A 15120-nucleotide genomic window follows, 5' to 3' on the forward strand; every position below is an offset into this window, starting at 1 on the left:
TGGCAGGTACCTACTCCGATACGGTCACGGTCACACTGACCTACTAAGTTTTGGTTCTGCCAGGGGGAAAGACCTGGAGGGGGTTGCGGCGCACTTCATCGAGGTGCGCCGCTTTTTTCTTTGCGCGAACGCTGTCGTGTTTTTGCGATCACATCCGATGTGCTCCATTGCCCAACCTCATCGGGAGAAAAACATGACAAGCCGATATGCCGTCCTGCTCACCCTTGCCTTCATGGCAACCACGGTGCGGGCGCAGATTCCCCAGACGGCGCCACCGACGCCGGTATCCAGCGATCTCACCCGTAGCTGTACCGGCACCGGCGTATGCACCCTGACCTGCATGAACCCCCAGGGTACCGCCGTCATCAAGGAAAACGCCACCCGGGCGGTACGCATCATCTCGCTCTCCAACGGCAATACCGAATTCAGGCTCGACAGTGGCACCGAAGGCGTCAACGTGATACTGGTGTCGACCCAGAACCTGGCCTGCAAGCTGGTGGGGGCGGTCTGATCGGTTATCCGGTTTTCTTCTAAGCAGACGCGGAAGTATTAGTTCGCAGCCACCGTAGAGGTGGTTAGCCTGGACCTTTTCTATCGACATGGAAAGTCCAGGCATGCGTCAAGACAACAAGAGAAGCGAAGCCATCGACCGATTGCAGAAAGGGCGCCGGCGTCGGCAATTGGTCATCGCGGGGCTGGGCTTGGGCGTGGCGGCCGCGGCCACCCTGGCGCCGCGCCGGGTAAACGCCGCGCAGCGCGAGCTGCGGGTGGGTTACCAGAAAGGCGCCCTGAGCATCATCCGCTCTCGCGGCGTGCTCGAGAAGCGCCTGGCGCCGTTGGGCGCCAGCGTGAAATGGGTCGGATTCACCGCCGGGCCGGTGCAGCTCGAGGCGCTGGGCGCTGGCTCCATCGATTTTGGCGATGTGGGCGAAGCACCGCCGGTCTTTTCGCAGGCAGCAGGCACGCCGCTGGTCTATGTGGCGGCTACGGTGGCGCGCCCGCGGGTCGAGGCGGTACTGGTGCCGGGCGGCTCGGCGATCAGGCAGGTGGCCGACCTGAAGGGCAAGCGGGTGGCCTTCAACAAGGGTTCCAATGTGCATTACTTCCTGGTCAAGCTGCTGGAAAAGCATGGCCTGCGAGTTGGCGACGTCAGCCCCGTGTTCCTGGCGCCGGCCGATGCCCGTGCCGCTTTCGAGCGCGGCGTGGTGGACGCATGGGTGATCTGGGAGCCTTACCTGGCGGCGGCCGAGCAGACCTTGCAGGCGCGCATCCTGGCTGATGCCGGCGGCGTGGTGAAGAATCGCGCTTATTACTTCTCGTCCCGCCAATTCGCGCGCGGCAACGCCGACCTGCTCAAGATCGCCATCGAAGAGCTCGACCGGCTCGATGGCTGGGCCAAGTCACGTCCCGATGACTATGCGGCTGAACTGGCTGCCATCCTGGGCCTGCCCGGCAATGTGGTGGAAGTAGCGGTCAGGCGTTATGACTTCGGCACCTTGCCCATCACCCGCGCCATCCTCGACGAACAGCAGCAGATTGCCGATACCTTCCTCGACCTGAAGCTGATCCCGCGCAGGATCGACCTGCGCGAGGCGGCGCCGCCCTGGCTGGCATGAATAACGTTGCCTGAACGTACAGGCGCCGCTGCGATGCCGGTCGCGGCGGCGTCGTCATGCAGGATCCGGCTAGCCCGGCGTGCGGCCTCAGCCCAGGTCCAGCGCGTTGGTCAAGTCACCCATGGGCTGCTGGCCGCGCGCGAGCATGGCGTCGTCGCGCTGCTTGATGCCATCCAGTTTTTCCAGGCCGAAGGTACGCGTGATCAGGCGCAGGATCGATGCCGTGTCGTACACCGTATGGTCGACCGTGCCCCGCCGTGCGAACGGCGACACCACGATGGCCGGCACCCGCGTGCCAGGACCCCAGCGGTCGCCCTTGGGCGGCGCGACGTGATCCCACCAGCCGCCGTTCTCGTCGACCGTGACCACCACCACCATGTTCTTCCATTGCGGGCTGGCGCGCAGGCTCTTGATGATGTGGGCGATATGGCGGTCGCCCGAGGTGACATCGGCATAGCCGGCGTGCATGTTGAGGTTGCCCTGGGGTTTGTAGAAGCTGACGGCGGGCAGGCGACCGGCCTCGGCATCGGCCAGGAAGCGATTGGTGCGCGCTTCATCGCCCAGGCCGCCGTCGCGCAGGCGCTTGTTGCGCTCGACCGGGTTGTCCGGGCCCAGGTTCTTGAAGTAATTGAAGGGCTGGTGGTGATACTGGAAGTTGGGAATCTTGGGAATGCCCTTCGAATTCCTGAATTCGTCCAGCGTGGCTTGCCAGGCGCCGGCGTACCAGGCCCATTCGACGCCTTTCTTGCCCAGCTTGTCGCCGATGTGCTCGTGCGTTTGCGGCACCAGCACGCTGGGCTGGTCCGGTTCGGCATAGGCCGGGTTGTTGCGATCGCGAGCCCAGGTCGGCCAGTAGGGCGGGGCCATGGTATTGACCGCGTAGCCGTCCGGCGTAAGCGCGCTGGGACCGAACTTGGGGGCACCTTGCAGGGCGCTGGCAGGGCTGTTCTCGGCGGGCACCAGCTGGGTTGACAGCGGGTCGCCGCCGACCGTCCTGGCGACCTGGGTGCGCGCCACCGAGCTGGCCACGTTGGGGTAATAGGGCGCCGTGGCCGAGATCAGGTACTGGTGGTTCAGGAAGGAGCCGCCGAAGGCGCCCTGGAAGAAGTTGTCGCACAGCACGAATTCGCTGGCGATATCCCACAGGCGCAGGTTGTAGCGGGTGTCGGCGTAGTGGCCCATGACCAACCCGCCGGAATCGGCCCAGGCCACGAAACCGTCATTCTTGCCGCCATTGATCTGCATCTGGTTCTGGTAGAACAGGTGCCACAGGTCGCGCGTAACCAGCCCCAGCGGCAAGGCTTCGCCGTGCGGGCCTTTCATTGCAAACGGCGCATTGGGCAGGTTGTCCTGGACCTGCTTGCCGGCCTCATAGGTGACGCCTTCGATGCTTTGCGCCACGCTCACCACGCCGCCCCAGGTCGGCGGCAGCTGCTTGAGCAGGCTGCCGTCGCGGTCGCGCTGCTGATAATCGCCCGGCTTGAGCGAGGACAGCGGCTTTTCGACGCCGGGGAAGTCGCCGAACAGGTTGTTGAAACTGCGGTTCTCGGCGTAGATGACGACAATGGTCTTGACCTTCTCGCGCAGGGCCGAATCGAGCGCGGCACGGGTGGTCGGGTTGCCGGTGGCGTAGCCTGCAGTGCCCTCGGTGGCGCAAGCCGACAGCGCGCCGCCGGCGCCCAGCGCCGCCATGCCACCCAGGAAGCGGCGGCGGCTGTTGCTGGTCGCGCCGGGCGCGGCGGGCACGGTGGAGGAGGAGTCGCAGGCGTCGGCCGGCGCGGCGGTGTCGTCGTGGATGGTCATTTTTTTTCCTGTCGGATATTGTTGTGCTTCAGGGCGCGGAACCGCGACAGGATAATGCATCCGTGTGACAGCGATGTGTCGGCGACGGTCCTTCAGGACGATTTTCGTCCCAGCGCCGGCTTGCCCGAGTGATTGACCGCGATCAACAGCACCATCAGGCCGACGAAGCCGGCCAGCAGCAGGCTGACATTGAGCATCACGCGCGTGTAGCCCAGCGCGCTGACATCGATGAAGGGGTAGGGATAGAAGCCCGATACCGCGCCGCGCCACAAGGTGATGGCCAGGTAGCCCAGCGGATAGACCAGCCACAGCAGCGATTTCCTGACCGAGCTGTGGAACACGGGCACGAAGAAGATCCAGTACACCATGGACAGCAGTGGCACCACCGTGTGCAGGCTCTCGTTGACCAGCGCCCGGTAGCCGGTGGGCGCCCACAGATGACGCAGCAGCAGGTTGTAGGCGATGCCCACGAAGGCCAGGTAGGCGACCACGGCCGAGACCACCGACGGTTGCCGGCAAAACCGGCTCAGCGGCGTCCTGAGCGACAGCGCCAGCGACGTGAATACCAGGGCCGACATCAGGATGGTGAGGTTGGTCAGGTACATCGACAGCCGGTCCAGGCCTTCGAGCACGCCGCCGCCACGCGCGACCAGGCGATTGATGGTGATGTCGGTCTGGGCAATGAAGGCGCACCAGCTGATCACTGCGATCAACGCCGCCAGCGCACGGGATGCGCCTGAATCATGGCGGGCAGGGAATAGCTTGGCACCGAAGGAATCGAGCGATTCCGTGGAGGGTAGCGGGTCGTGGCTCATGGCATCGGGGGCGAACGGGAAAAGGTGGTATCTCGCGATGCATTGCATCATAAAACGGTTCGCTGCACCTTGCAGTGCCTGGTGACATTCGTTTGCACAGATTACAAATGCAGGTCTGCCGCAGGCAAGCTCATCTGTCGCTTCGCATGTCGCGGGAAGGCAGGCGGGACAACCTGCGGTGCGCAGATGATGTCGCCTTTCGGCGACGAATCGCATGCTCTAACTGTTACATTTTTTTTGATTACAAGCGCCGCAGAAAACTAAATAATTTGCATTGTGTAAATCACGCAAATAATTGTTTTCAACCTCTGGCGGCGCCTAGCGCGACCCGCCGAAATATCGACAAATTCAACCGTTCTCTCAGTACACGACGATCGCCGAGGTACAGGTGAGGACAGTTGTCGCCGGACGTTAAATGCGTTAATTCGTTAGTGATTTTGATGTTAAAAATTACTGGTGAACTTTCGAAAAAGCGTCCTGCCTGAACCGCACAGGTTTCCTTGCTGACAAGTCCACGCAGCCCAGCTGCCGCGGCAGCCGGGGGAAGCCTGTTGGTACCGCGACGCGCACCTGAATGGTCGGGCCTGCCCCAGGCCCCTCGTCTGCCAGCGCCGATATCCGTCGGTGGCGACATTGCAGATGGGCTCATCCATTCGAATGCGCTCGTTTTGTTATTCGTGCGCCCCCTAACCTGCACGCTCTATTATTTTCAGGAGATCCCATGCTTCGCTCAGAAACCCTCTTTGGCAAACGTGACACCGGCTCGACCAATTCGCCTTTCAGCAGCGCCAACGCATCGCAAACCGGCGCTACCGGCGCGGGCGTGTCCAGCCTGAACAAGAGCACCCAATATCCCTCGTCGGTACCGGGCGCCACTGGCGGCGCGGCACCGGCATCGACCGAAGAGAGCGGCAGCAAGCTGACCGTCGGTCCCAACATCAAGGTCAAGGGCGAGATCGAGGATTGCGACACCCTGGTGGTCGAGGGCCGGGTGCAGGCCACCATCAATTGCCGCGTGGTGCAGATCGCCGAGCGCGGCGCCTTCAAGGGCTCGGCCGAGATCGACCTGGCCGAGATCCGTGGCGAGTTCGATGGCGACCTGACGGTGCGCCAGAAGCTGGTGATCTATTCCAGCGGCAAGGTGACCGGCAAGATCCGCTACGGCAAGCTGGTGATCGAAGAGGGCGGTCAGCTGGCCGGTGACCTGCAGGTCACAGGCTTCGAGCAAAAGGAATTGCTGCAAAAGACCGCCTGATTGCGCCGCAGGTCTCGCCGCCGACGACGGTGGCGCGGTATTGCCCGGGCGAAACTACGCCCTGCCAGAGGGGTTCGAGAGGGCAATTGCGGCCGGGCGGCCGCGATTGCCTTTCTCGTGTGGGCACCAGCGCTGCGGCTGGCTTGGAACGGGCCCCCGGCTCGTGCGACAATAGCGCCTTTCGTCTTTCACCGGCCGAGGATCAGCCGGTGGCGTTACGCGCCTGGCGCGTGGCGTTCGACGCTGGCGTTTTCAGTTCATGCTCATGGCCCACCCGGAATATATCCTTACCCTGTCCTGCCTGGACCAGCGCGGTATCGTGCATCGCGTCTCGGGCTTCCTGGCCGATCACGGCTGCAACATCATCGATTCGGCCCAGTTCGGCGACGCGCAGTCGGCGCTGTTCTTCATGCGCGTGCATTTCTCGTCGGAAGACGCGGGCGTGTCCGATGCGCAATTGCGGGACAGCTTTGCCGCGCTCGGCGACTCGATGCAGATGAATTGGCAGTTGCACGACGCGGCCAAGAAGCCGCGCGTGATGCTGATGGTGTCGAAGATCGGGCATTGCCTCAACGACCTGCTGTTCCGCTACAAGAGCGGCTTGCTGCCGGTCGAGATTCCGGCCATCGTGTCGAACCATACCGATTTCTACCAGCTTGCGGCCAGCTACAACATTCCGTTTCACCATCTGCCACTGGCCACCGGCGCGCCGGCCGAGGTCAAGCGGGTGCAGGAACAGCGCATCCTGGAGATCGTCGACGCCAACCAGATCGACCTGGTGGTACTGGCGCGCTACATGCAGATCCTGTCGCCGGAGCTGTGCGAGTCGCTGCGTGGACGCGCCATCAATATCCACCATTCCTTCTTGCCCAGCTTCAAGGGCGCCAAGCCGTATTACCAGGCGCATGACCGTGGCGTGAAACTGATCGGCGCCACTGCCCACTTCGTCACCGGCGACCTGGACGAAGGCCCGATCATCGAGCAGGGCGTCGAACGGGTCGACCATTCGATGGGGCCCGATACCCTCACGGCCATCGGCCGCGACATCGAGTGCGTGGTGCTGGCGCGGGCGGTGAAGTGGTTCACCGAACACCGTATCCTGCTCAATGGACACAAGACGGTGATCTTCAACTGATTGTCCCTGCCGCCATGAAATCCAAACGCCGTTCAGGAAGTTTTCTGAACGGCGTTTTCGTTGCCTGGCAGTGAAGTTCGCATGCCACTGGCATGCATCAGGCGTGGCGACGGTGTGAGCCGGTCAACCCGCCGGATACCGCTCCCGCATCACCCGCTTGTTGAGCTTGCCCACGCTGGTGCGCGCCAGTTCGGTGACGAACTGCACCTGGTCCGGCACGCCATAACGTGAGATCTGGCCCAGTTCGGCCGCAGCCGCCACATGCTGGCGGATCTCGTCGGCACCCACGGCGGCGTCCTTCCTGAGTACCACCAAGGCCAGCGGGCGTTCGCCCCACTTGCTGTCGGCCACGCCGATGACGGCGGTCTCGGCCACTGCGGGGTGGCGCGCGATGATGTCCTCGATCTGCAACGACGACACCCATTCGCCACCGGTCTTGATCACGTCCTTGATGCGGTCGGTTACCTGCAAATAGCCGCGCCCGTCGATATGGCCGATATCCTGCGTGTGCAGCCAGCCGCCTTGCCACAGGTCCTCGGAGGCCTGCGCCTGGTTCAGGTAGCCCTGGGTCAGCCACGGCGCGCGCACCACCACTTCACCGGTACTCTTGCCGTCGCGCGGCATGTCGTTGAGATCGCCGTCGACCGTACGGATGTCGACCAGCGGCAAGGGGCGGCCGGTCTTGAGGCGGATCGCCGCCTCGGCGTCGGTGCCCAGGTCGGCGTCCGATACGTGGGCCAGTGTCAGGATCGGACAGGTCTCGGACATGCCGTAGCCGGTGAACACATCGATGCCGCGCGCGCGGGCCGCCTGTGCCAGGCTGCCGGTCATGGCCGAGCCGCCGATGATCATCTTCCATCCCGACAGGTCGGCCTCGCGCGCGGCCTCGCATCCCAGCACCATCTGCAGGATGGTGGGCACGCAGTGCGAGAACGTTACCTTTTCACGTTGTACCAGGCGCACGATGCTGTCCGGCACATAGCGGCCGGGGTACACCTGTTTCAGGCCGGCCATCGTGGCGACATAGGGCAGGCCCCACGCATGCACGTGGAACATCGGGGTCAGCGGCATGTAGACATCTTCGCGGTGCAGGCGGCCTTGCCGGGGCGCCAGCGCCAGGCCGGCGGTGGCGCCCAGCGTGTGCAACACCAGCTGCCGGTGGCTGAAGTAGACGCCCTTGGGCTGGCCGGTGGTGCCGGTGGTGTAGAAGGTGGTGGCGCGCGCGTTCTCGTCGAAATCGGGAAATTCGTAGTGCGGCTCGGCCTGTGCCAGCAGGTCCTCGTATTCGCCGGCAAAGCCGGGCCCGGATGGCGCGGCGCTGCCGTCGTCGGTCAGCAGCACGCAGCGGGTGAGGGTGGTCAGCTGGCCGCGGATCTGCTTGAGCAGCGGCAGGAAGTCGGAGTTCACCAGCAGCACGTCGGCCTGGGCATGATTGATCGTATAGGCAACCTGCTCCGGCGACAGTCGTACATTGACCGTCTGCAACACGCAACCCATCATCGGGACCGCAAAGAACGATTCGAGATAACGGTGGCTGTCCCAGTCCATGACGGCTACCGTATTGCCGGGTTGCAGGCCGATCTCGGAGAGGGCATTGGCCAGGCGCTGCACCCGGCGATGGAACTCGGCATAGCTGTGGCGGCGTTCGCCGTAGACGATTTCCTGCTCGGGTGCCGTGGCCAGCGCGCTATGCAGCAATTGCTTGATCAGCAATGGGTAGGCGTAGGCAGAAGGGGTGGTGCCGATGAGTTGGGGCATGCTGATCTCCTGTGTTTCTATGCTGTCGCTTTTATTGGAATCCAGCCACGGATGATAACGCCTGCGCGCACCGGCAGGCGCGCCGCAGGCTACAAAATTCACCCTCGGCAATGCCCGGCCCGGCTCAGGGCGCGTCCGCTTGTACGGCCAGCGAGGTGACGGTAAGCGCGCCATCGACCCGCTCGGCGGTAAACCTGATTTTCTGACCGGCATGGGCCTGCTGCAGCAGCGCCGGTGCCGCCTTGAAGACCATCGTCATCGGTGGCATGTCGAGATTGGGAATCTGCTGGTGGCGGATGGTCAGGCGGCCGGTCTCGGTGTCGACCTTGCGGATTTCGCCGTTGACCTGCGGTGTTGCGTCCTGCGCCAGCGCAGGCAGTGTGCACAGGGCCAGGGCAATGGCGGGCAGGGCGCGTAAAAAGTCGGTCTTCATTTCGGGTCCTTCATGTGGATTCGGTTTCAGGTCTTAGCGGTGCTTGTGGCCCGCGCTTGAGGCCGGCGCCTGCGGCGCGGCCGGCGGCGTGCCGGCCCATTCGTAGGCGACGCTGCCGGCCGGGGGGCGGTACCAGCCGGGGTCGCGATAATCGTCGCGTGCCAGCCCGCGCCTGACCTTGACGGTGCTGAACATGCCACCCATCTCGATGGCGCCGTAGGGGCCGCGCCCGCCCATCATCGGCAGGGTGTTGTCGGGCAGCGGCATTTCCATGTCGCCCATGGCGCCGCCCTTGTCGCCCATCACCATGTAGTCCGGGATGAGGCGCGTGATCTGCTCGGCCACGCCCGACTGGTCGACCCCGATCATGGTCGGCACCTCGTGGCCCATGGCGTTCATGGTGTGGTGCGCCTTATGGCAATGCAGGGCCCAGTCGCCTTCTTCGGTGGCGTCGAATTCGATGGCGCGCATCTGGCCCACCGCCACGTCGGTGCTGACCTCGGGCCAGCGCGCTGACGGCGGCACCCAGCCGCCGTCGGTGCCGGTGACGGCAAATTCGTGGCCGTGCAGGTGGATCGGGTGATTGGTCATGGTCAGGTTGCCGACCCGAATGCGCACCCGGTCGCCGTGCCGCACCACCAGCGGGTCGATGCCGGGAAAGGCGCGGCTATTCCAGGTCCACAGGTTGAAGTCGAGCATGGTGTTGACCTTGGGCGTGGCCGCACCCGGGGCGATGTCGTAGGCGTTGAGCAGGAATACGAAATCGCGGTCGACCCGCATGAAGTCGGGATTCTTCGGGTGCGTCACCCAGAAGCCCATCATGCCCATGGCCATCTGTACCATCTCGTCGGCGTGCGGGTGGTACATGAAGGTACCGGCGCGGCGCGCGGTGAACTCGTAGACATAGGTCTTGCCGGGCGGGATCGCCGGCTGGGTCAGCCCGGCCACGCCATCCATGCCATTGGGCAGGCGCTGGCCGTGCCAGTGCACCGAGGTCGCCTCGGGCAGGCGGTTGGTGACGAAGATACGGACCCGGTCGCCTTCGATCACCTCGATGGTGGGACCGGGGCTCTGGCCGTTGTAGCCCCACAGGTTGGCCTTCATGCCGGGTGCGATTTCGCGCACCACCGGTTCAGCCACCAGGTGGAATTGCTTGACCCCGTCTTTCATGCGCCAGGGCAGGGTCCAGCCGTTGAGGGTGACCACCGGCTGGTAGGGGCGGCCATTGGGGGGCACCAGTGGCGCCTGGGTCAGCGGGCTTTGCTGATGTGGCGCCTCGGGCAGGCTGGCCGCGCCCACGCGGGTGACGGCCGCGCCGCTCACGGCCAGGGCGGTACCTTGCAGGAAGGCGCGGCGGCTCATTGGATTGTTCATGGTCGGGTTCCTTGTGGTGGTCCGCCCAGCGCCAGCTGCAGGGCTGCGTCGGCGATCCAGAAATCGCGCTCGGCCTCGATCGCGGCGATCACGGTGCTGGCCTGTTCGCGGGCATCGGCGAGCAACTCGAAGACGCTGATCAACATGCCGTTGTAGCGCAGCAGGTTCTCGTCGGCGACGCGCCGCCGCAGGGGCAGGATCTGTTGCTGGTAGCGCCGCGCCAGCGCAAAGGCGTCGTCCCGTTCGCGCCAGGCCAGCCGGGCCTGGGCGCTGGCGTCGAGGGCCGCGGCGGCCAGCCGCTGCGCGCCTTGCAGGTAGATCGCTTCGGCCTTGGCCACGCGCGCCTGGCCCCAGTCGAACAGCGGGATCTCGATGCTCACCTGGTAGCCGATCTCGGGCGCGCGGCCCGATTCGGTGGTGCGCTGGTAGCCCAGGTCGAGCACGTTGACGAAGCGGGTGGCGCGGGTCAGGCCCAGCGACGCCTGCAGCCCGGCCAGTTCGCTGCGGGCAGCCTGCAGGTCCAGCCGCTGCGCCATGGCCTGGCCCTCGATATCGGCCACCGGCGCCAGTCGGTCCGGCAAGGACGGCAAGCGCGGCGGCAGCTCGAATCCGGGCGCCAACCCCAGCAACCTGGCCAGTGCCTCGTGCGCCTGCGCCGCTTCGCGCTGGGCGCGCAGCAGGCGGGTCTGGGCGTCGGCGTAGAACAGTTGCTCGCGGGCAGCGTCGAGGCGGCTGCCGTTGCCGCGTTCGGCCATGCGCGCGACCAGCAGGTGGGCCGCCTCGGCGGCCTGCCGGACCTGCTCCTGGTAGACCAGCATCTGCTGCGCGGCCAGCGCCCGGTAGAACGCCTGGCGCGTTTGCGCTGCCACCTGGAGCAAGCGCTCGGCCGCCAGCAGGCGCGTCTGCTCCAGGCCACGTCGGGCGATGCGGGTGGTGACCGGCATGCTCAGCGACTTCATCAGCGCCAGCGACATGCCGCGTTCGATCTTGATATCGTCGCCGGCATGGCTGCGTGCAAACGACAGGCCCGGATTGGGCAGGCGGCCAGCCTGCACCAGGTCGGCCTGGGCCATGCCCAGCCGGGCAAAGGCAGACTGCAATTCGGGGTTGTTCAACAGCGCGATCTGGACTGCGTCGCTGGCGCTGGAGAGGCGTCGGCGGCCGTGGCCGTCGTCGAGCAGGGCGGCGATCTGCGTATCGCTGCGCTGGCGTTCGTCGGCACTGCGATGCCAGGCGGTCTGCTGGCCCAGGCGCTGGCCGGCGATCTGCTGCACCGGGCCGATGCCACCGTCGGCCGGCAGTTGGGCGCAACCCGCCAGCAATGCGCCGGCGCATAGCACGCTCGCCCAGGGTGGGCGTGACACAAGGGAAGACATGTGATCCTCGTCATGATGGATGGTCGTGGTTCGTGGCGGCGCGAGCCGCACGAGGCGATACGATCAACGATCAGGCGCGGGCGGGAGGACGGTCGGGGTTCTCGGGGGTGAAGCCGACGAAGGCTGGACTGGGCTGCGGCAGGTAGCGCTGCGAGGGAAGGTGGGGGGCGGTCGGTGCGGCCAACGCCAGCGGCAACACGGCGCCGACGTTGCAGGTGGCGCAGGAGCTGCAGGAAGAACCTGCCTTGTGCGTCAGGTGTTGCGACGAGGGGTGATCGGTGTCGGCCATGACCATGTGATGCTGACCATCGCGCATCGTCTGCATGGCCTGGCTATCGTGCATGCCGTGCACGCCATGCCCGCCGGGAGCCGGTGCTGCCATCGACGTCGCCGGCGCGCAGCCTGCCTGCAGCACCGCGGCGAAACCCTGGACCGGGATCGCCAGCGCCAGCAGCCACAGCAGCAGGATTTTTGCACGCAGGATCATGGCCGGCAGTATAGCATCAGGCCGACGTGCTCCGTGGCACGCCGCGCACCAGGCGCAGGCCGTTGAACACCACGATCAGGCTGGCGCCCATGTCGGCGAACACCGCCATCCACAGCGAGCTCATGCCGGCCAGCGCCAGCGCCATGAACACCGCCTTGATGCCGAGCGCGACGACGATGTTCTGCACCAGCACCGCATGGGTCTTGCGCGAGAGCCGCAGGAAGTCGCCGATCTTGCGCAGGTCGTCGTCCATCAGCGCCACGTCGGCGGTTTCCAGCGCAGTATCGGCGCCGGCCGCGCCCATGGCGAAACCGATCTGCGCGCGTGCCAGCGCCGGGGCGTCGTTGATGCCGTCGCCCACCATGCCGACCACGCCATGCTCGGCGGCCAGTTGCTGGATGGCCTGTTCCTTGTCGGATGGCAGCTGGTCGCCCCGGGCGTCGTCGATGCCGGTCTGGTTGCCGATGGCGCGCGCGGTGTGCTGGTTGTCGCCGCTGAGCATGGTCACGTGTACGCCCAGGCGGCGCAGTTCGGCGACCGCGTCGCCGCTGGTGGGGCGCAGCGTGTCGGCCACTGCGATCACCAGTTCGGGCTGGCCCTCGCGGCACAGCACGGTGGTGCTCTTGCCTTGCTGTTCGAGCGCTTGCAGGCGTGCTTCCAGCGCGGCGCTGCAGTGTCCGAGTTCATGCACCAGGCGATGGTTGCCCAGGTGCCAGGCCTGGCCGTCGATGACGCCCTTGACGCCGCGTCCGGCCAGCGCCTCGAATTGATCGACCTCGCGCCGTGCCGTGCCATCGGCGGCGGTGGCGGCGATGGCGCGCGAGACGGGATGGTCAGAACGTGCCGCCAGCGACACGGCCAGTTGCATCAGCGCGTCGGCGTCGGCACCGGCATCGAGCGTTGCGATGTCGGTCACGGCCGGGCGGCCGTGGGTCAGGGTGCCGGTCTTGTCCAGCGCCAGGGCGCGCAACTTGCGTCCTTGTTCCAGGTAGACGCCGCCCTTGACCAGGATGCCGTTGCGGGCCGCCGCGGCCAGGCCGCTGACGACGGTGACCGGGGTCGAGATCACCAGTGCGCATGGGCAGGCGATCACCAGCAATACCAGCGCCTTGTAGATCCACGGATAGAACGGCACGCCCATCACCAGCGGTGGCAGCACGGCCACGGCCAGCGCCAACGCCACCACCGCGGGGATGTACACCTGCGCAAAGCGGTCGACGAAGCGCTGGGTCGGGGCGCGCTGGCCCTGCGCCTGCTGCACGCTGGCGACGATGCGCGAGAGGGTCGAGTCGGCCTGGGCGGTGGTGACGTCGAGCTCGATGGCGCCATGCTCGTTGATGGTGCCGGCAAACACCTGGTCGCCCGGGGCCTTGGCCACGGGGATGCTCTCGCCGGTGATCGGGGCCTGGTTGATGCTGGTGGTGCCACTGACGACGATACCATCGGCGGCCAACCTTTCACCGGGTGCCACCCGCACCCGTGCGCCCCGTTGCAGGGTGCTTGCCGCCACGCTCTGCCAGCTGCCGTCGGCCTGTTGCACGCTGGCCGTGTCCGGGGCCATGGCCATGAGTCCGGCGATGGCGTTGCGGGCCCGGTCCAGCGACAGCGCCTCGATCATCTCGGCCAGGGTAAACAATACGATGACCACCGCTGCTTCCGGCCACTGGCCGATCAAGGCCGCGCCGATCACCGCCAGCGACATCAGGAAGTTCATGTTCAGCGAGAAATTGCGCAGCGCGATCCAGCCTTTCTTGAGCGTGCCCAGCCCGCCCAGGGCGATGGCCAGCACGGCCAGGGCGATCACGGCCAGCGAGGATTCGTCGCCACTGGTCCAGGCCAGGATCTCTGCGGCCAGTGCGGCCACGCCGGCGGCGCCCAGCATCAGCCAGCGGCGCATCGGTATGCGGTAGTCGGCGACCTGGTCGCGCCCGGCGTCGGCATCGAGCGAATCCGACTTGACCGCCGGCAGCATGTCCAGCGCGGTGAGGGTGGCGACCAGCGGCGCGATCGAGGGCAACTGGTGGCGTACCGTCAGTTCGCGCTGGATCAGGTTGAATTCGAGCGCGCCGACGCCTTGCATGTCGACCAGGCGTTCGCGGATCAGTCTTTCCTCGGTGGGGCAATCCATGTTCTGGATGAAGAACACGGCCCGTTCATTGGCGCCCGACAAGGTGCGCGCCTGGGGCATCGCCTGTTCGCCGTGGCCGGTGCAGCAATTGTGGGCATGCGGGTGGTCATGGCCGTGGTCGTGCGAATGATCGTGCTGGTGCTGATGCTGGCTCATGGTGTTCTCCTTTGCAACCGAGGCTGGTCTGGACTATATTAAAAACCCTGAAGCAGCTATAAGGTCAAGCGATCATGGACAGATTGAAGATTGGCGAATTGGCAACCCTTGCCGATTGCCCGGTGGAAACCATCCGTTACTACGAGAAGGAGGCGCTGTTGCCCACGCCGACCCGGTCCGACTCGAACTATCGGCTGTACGGGGAGCGCCATGTGGAGCGGTTGCAGTTCATCCGTCATTGCCGTTCGCTCGACATGACGCTCGATGAGGTACGCGAACTGTTGCGCTTGCGTGATGCGCCGGAGGAAAACTGTGGCGAGGTCAATGCCCTGCTCGACAAGCACATCGGGCATGTGGCCGAGCGCATCGAGCAACTGAAGGCCCTGCAAGAGCAATTGCATGCACTGCGGGCGCAATGTGGCAGCGAACAACCATCGCGTGATTGCGGCATCCTGCAAGGGCTGGCGAACCTGCCGGATGAGGCCAGGCCGGCCAACCTGGGCTCACATGGGGGTGGGTGTCATTGATATTTGGTGGTTGGGTTGCCTTGGGGGTTTGTTTGTCGTGCCTTGGAGAAAATCCGCTCGGGCTGAGTAGGCGCTTGGCGTTGTACCGAAGCATGTCCTGAGCCTGTTGAAGGAGGCTGGTGTGTGTTGAGCTTTCCTGGGCCTTCTGCTCTTGCTGCATGCAGATGCACTGGTTTAATTATCTTGGCACCTGCGCGTGGTGGACCCTCCTGGGCCGTCTGCTCTTGCTACATGTCGATGTACTGGCTTTATGCTTA

General features: G+C 65.3%; 13 protein-coding genes. 5 read left to right on the forward strand and 8 right to left on the reverse strand.

Annotated features, from left to right (window positions below):
• Positions 1 to 193 precede the first annotated feature (193 nt).
• Positions 194 to 511, forward strand: coding sequence for a hypothetical protein (locus PMI40_RS18995; RefSeq protein ID WP_008118688.1), 318 nt, complete (start codon positions 194 to 196; stop codon positions 509 to 511).
• A gap of 103 nt (positions 512 to 614) precedes the next feature.
• Positions 615 to 1616, forward strand: coding sequence for a sulfonate ABC transporter substrate-binding protein (locus PMI40_RS19000; protein ID WP_008118689.1), 1002 nt, complete (start codon positions 615 to 617; stop codon positions 1614 to 1616).
• Between the two features lie 87 nt (positions 1617 to 1703).
• On the opposite strand, the gene PMI40_RS19005 is transcribed toward PMI40_RS19000, so the two are convergent.
• Both PMI40_RS19005 and PMI40_RS19010 read right to left on the reverse strand, forming a co-directional pair.
• Entirely contained in the window at positions 1704 to 3419 is a 1716-nt protein-coding gene (locus tag PMI40_RS19005; RefSeq protein ID WP_008118691.1) for an acid phosphatase, read from the reverse strand.
• A gap of 92 nt (positions 3420 to 3511) precedes the next feature.
• The gene (locus tag PMI40_RS19010) at positions 3512 to 4234 is read right to left on the reverse strand and encodes a Pr6Pr family membrane protein (protein WP_008118693.1); all 723 of its coding nucleotides are present in this window, start codon (positions 4232 to 4234) and stop codon (positions 3512 to 3514) included.
• A gap of 721 nt (positions 4235 to 4955) precedes the next feature.
• On the opposite strand from PMI40_RS19010, the gene PMI40_RS19015 reads away from it, so the two are divergent.
• Both PMI40_RS19015 and purU read left to right on the forward strand, forming a co-directional pair.
• The gene (locus tag PMI40_RS19015) at positions 4956 to 5489 is read left to right on the forward strand and encodes a polymer-forming cytoskeletal protein (RefSeq protein ID WP_008118695.1); all 534 of its coding nucleotides are present in this window, start codon (positions 4956 to 4958) and stop codon (positions 5487 to 5489) included.
• A 265-nt stretch (positions 5490 to 5754) separates the two neighbouring features.
• The gene (gene purU, locus PMI40_RS19020) at positions 5755 to 6624 is read left to right on the forward strand and encodes a formyltetrahydrofolate deformylase (protein WP_040502433.1); all 870 of its coding nucleotides are present in this window, start codon (positions 5755 to 5757) and stop codon (positions 6622 to 6624) included.
• A 123-nt stretch (positions 6625 to 6747) separates the two neighbouring features.
• Here purU and PMI40_RS19025 read toward each other — a convergent pair whose 3' ends face one another.
• The 6 genes from PMI40_RS19025 to PMI40_RS19050 all read right to left on the reverse strand — a co-directional run bounded on the left by PMI40_RS19025 (position 6748) and on the right by PMI40_RS19050 (position 14336).
• Positions 6748 to 8382 (reverse strand): fatty acid--CoA ligase, encoded by a 1635-nt coding sequence (locus tag PMI40_RS19025; protein WP_008118700.1) that lies wholly within the window; start codon positions 8380 to 8382, stop codon positions 6748 to 6750.
• A 124-nt stretch (positions 8383 to 8506) separates the two neighbouring features.
• Positions 8507 to 8815: a copper-binding protein gene (locus PMI40_RS19030; RefSeq protein WP_008118703.1), complete on the reverse strand. Its 309-nt coding sequence runs from the start codon at positions 8813 to 8815 to the stop codon at positions 8507 to 8509.
• A gap of 33 nt (positions 8816 to 8848) precedes the next feature.
• A complete protein-coding gene (locus tag PMI40_RS19035; RefSeq protein WP_008118705.1) occupies positions 8849 to 10189 on the reverse strand; it encodes a multicopper oxidase family protein in 1341 nt (446 codons plus the stop codon).
• Complete coding sequence (locus PMI40_RS19040) at positions 10186 to 11565, reverse strand: TolC family protein (RefSeq protein ID WP_008118707.1); 1380 nt, start codon at positions 11563 to 11565, stop codon at positions 10186 to 10188. Before PMI40_RS19040 ends, PMI40_RS19035 begins: the two co-directional genes overlap by 4 nt.
• 70 nt (positions 11566 to 11635) lie before the next feature.
• Positions 11636 to 12052, reverse strand: coding sequence for a DUF2946 family protein (locus PMI40_RS19045; RefSeq protein WP_008118708.1), 417 nt, complete (start codon positions 12050 to 12052; stop codon positions 11636 to 11638).
• A gap of 16 nt (positions 12053 to 12068) precedes the next feature.
• Positions 12069 to 14336 carry a heavy metal translocating P-type ATPase gene (locus tag PMI40_RS19050; RefSeq protein WP_008118710.1) on the reverse strand — a complete coding sequence of 756 codons (2268 nt, stop codon included), beginning with the start codon at positions 14334 to 14336 and terminating at the stop codon, positions 12069 to 12071.
• A gap of 74 nt (positions 14337 to 14410) precedes the next feature.
• Between PMI40_RS19050 and cadR the strand changes: the two genes are divergently transcribed.
• The gene (gene cadR, locus PMI40_RS19055) at positions 14411 to 14863 is read left to right on the forward strand and encodes a Cd(II)/Pb(II)-responsive transcriptional regulator (RefSeq protein ID WP_008118713.1); all 453 of its coding nucleotides are present in this window, start codon (positions 14411 to 14413) and stop codon (positions 14861 to 14863) included.
• Positions 14864 to 15120 lie beyond the last annotated feature (257 nt).

This window comes from Herbaspirillum sp. YR522 (assembly GCF_000282575.1).
Taxonomy (GTDB): Bacteria; Pseudomonadota; Gammaproteobacteria; order Burkholderiales; family Burkholderiaceae_D; genus Herbaspirillum.

Bases quoted from the DNA above. Each gene is read 5' to 3' on its own strand.
- PMI40_RS19005 (WP_008118691.1), bottom strand. From the start codon at position 3,419: ATGACCATCCACGACGACACCGCCGCGCCGGCCGACGCCTGCGACTCC.
- PMI40_RS19000 (WP_008118689.1), top strand. From the start codon at position 615: ATGCGTCAAGACAACAAGAGAAGCGAAGCCATCGACCGATTGCAGAAA.
- PMI40_RS19030 (WP_008118703.1), bottom strand. From the start codon at position 8,815: ATGAAGACCGACTTTTTACGCGCCCTGCCCGCCATTGCCCTGGCCCTG.
- cadR (WP_008118713.1), top strand. From the start codon at position 14,411: ATGGACAGATTGAAGATTGGCGAATTGGCAACCCTTGCCGATTGCCCG.
- PMI40_RS19025 (WP_008118700.1), bottom strand. From the start codon at position 8,382: ATGCCCCAACTCATCGGCACCACCCCTTCTGCCTACGCCTACCCATTG.
- PMI40_RS18995 (WP_008118688.1), top strand. From the start codon at position 194: ATGACAAGCCGATATGCCGTCCTGCTCACCCTTGCCTTCATGGCAACC.
- PMI40_RS19015 (WP_008118695.1), top strand. From the start codon at position 4,956: ATGCTTCGCTCAGAAACCCTCTTTGGCAAACGTGACACCGGCTCGACC.
- PMI40_RS19045 (WP_008118708.1), bottom strand. From the start codon at position 12,052: ATGATCCTGCGTGCAAAAATCCTGCTGCTGTGGCTGCTGGCGCTGGCG.
- PMI40_RS19010 (WP_008118693.1), bottom strand. From the start codon at position 4,234: ATGAGCCACGACCCGCTACCCTCCACGGAATCGCTCGATTCCTTCGGT.
- PMI40_RS19050 (WP_008118710.1), bottom strand. From the start codon at position 14,336: ATGAGCCAGCATCAGCACCAGCACGATCATTCGCACGACCACGGCCAT.
- purU (WP_040502433.1), top strand. From the start codon at position 5,755: ATGGCCCACCCGGAATATATCCTTACCCTGTCCTGCCTGGACCAGCGC.
- PMI40_RS19040 (WP_008118707.1), bottom strand. From the start codon at position 11,565: ATGTCTTCCCTTGTGTCACGCCCACCCTGGGCGAGCGTGCTATGCGCC.
- PMI40_RS19035 (WP_008118705.1), bottom strand. From the start codon at position 10,189: ATGAACAATCCAATGAGCCGCCGCGCCTTCCTGCAAGGTACCGCCCTG.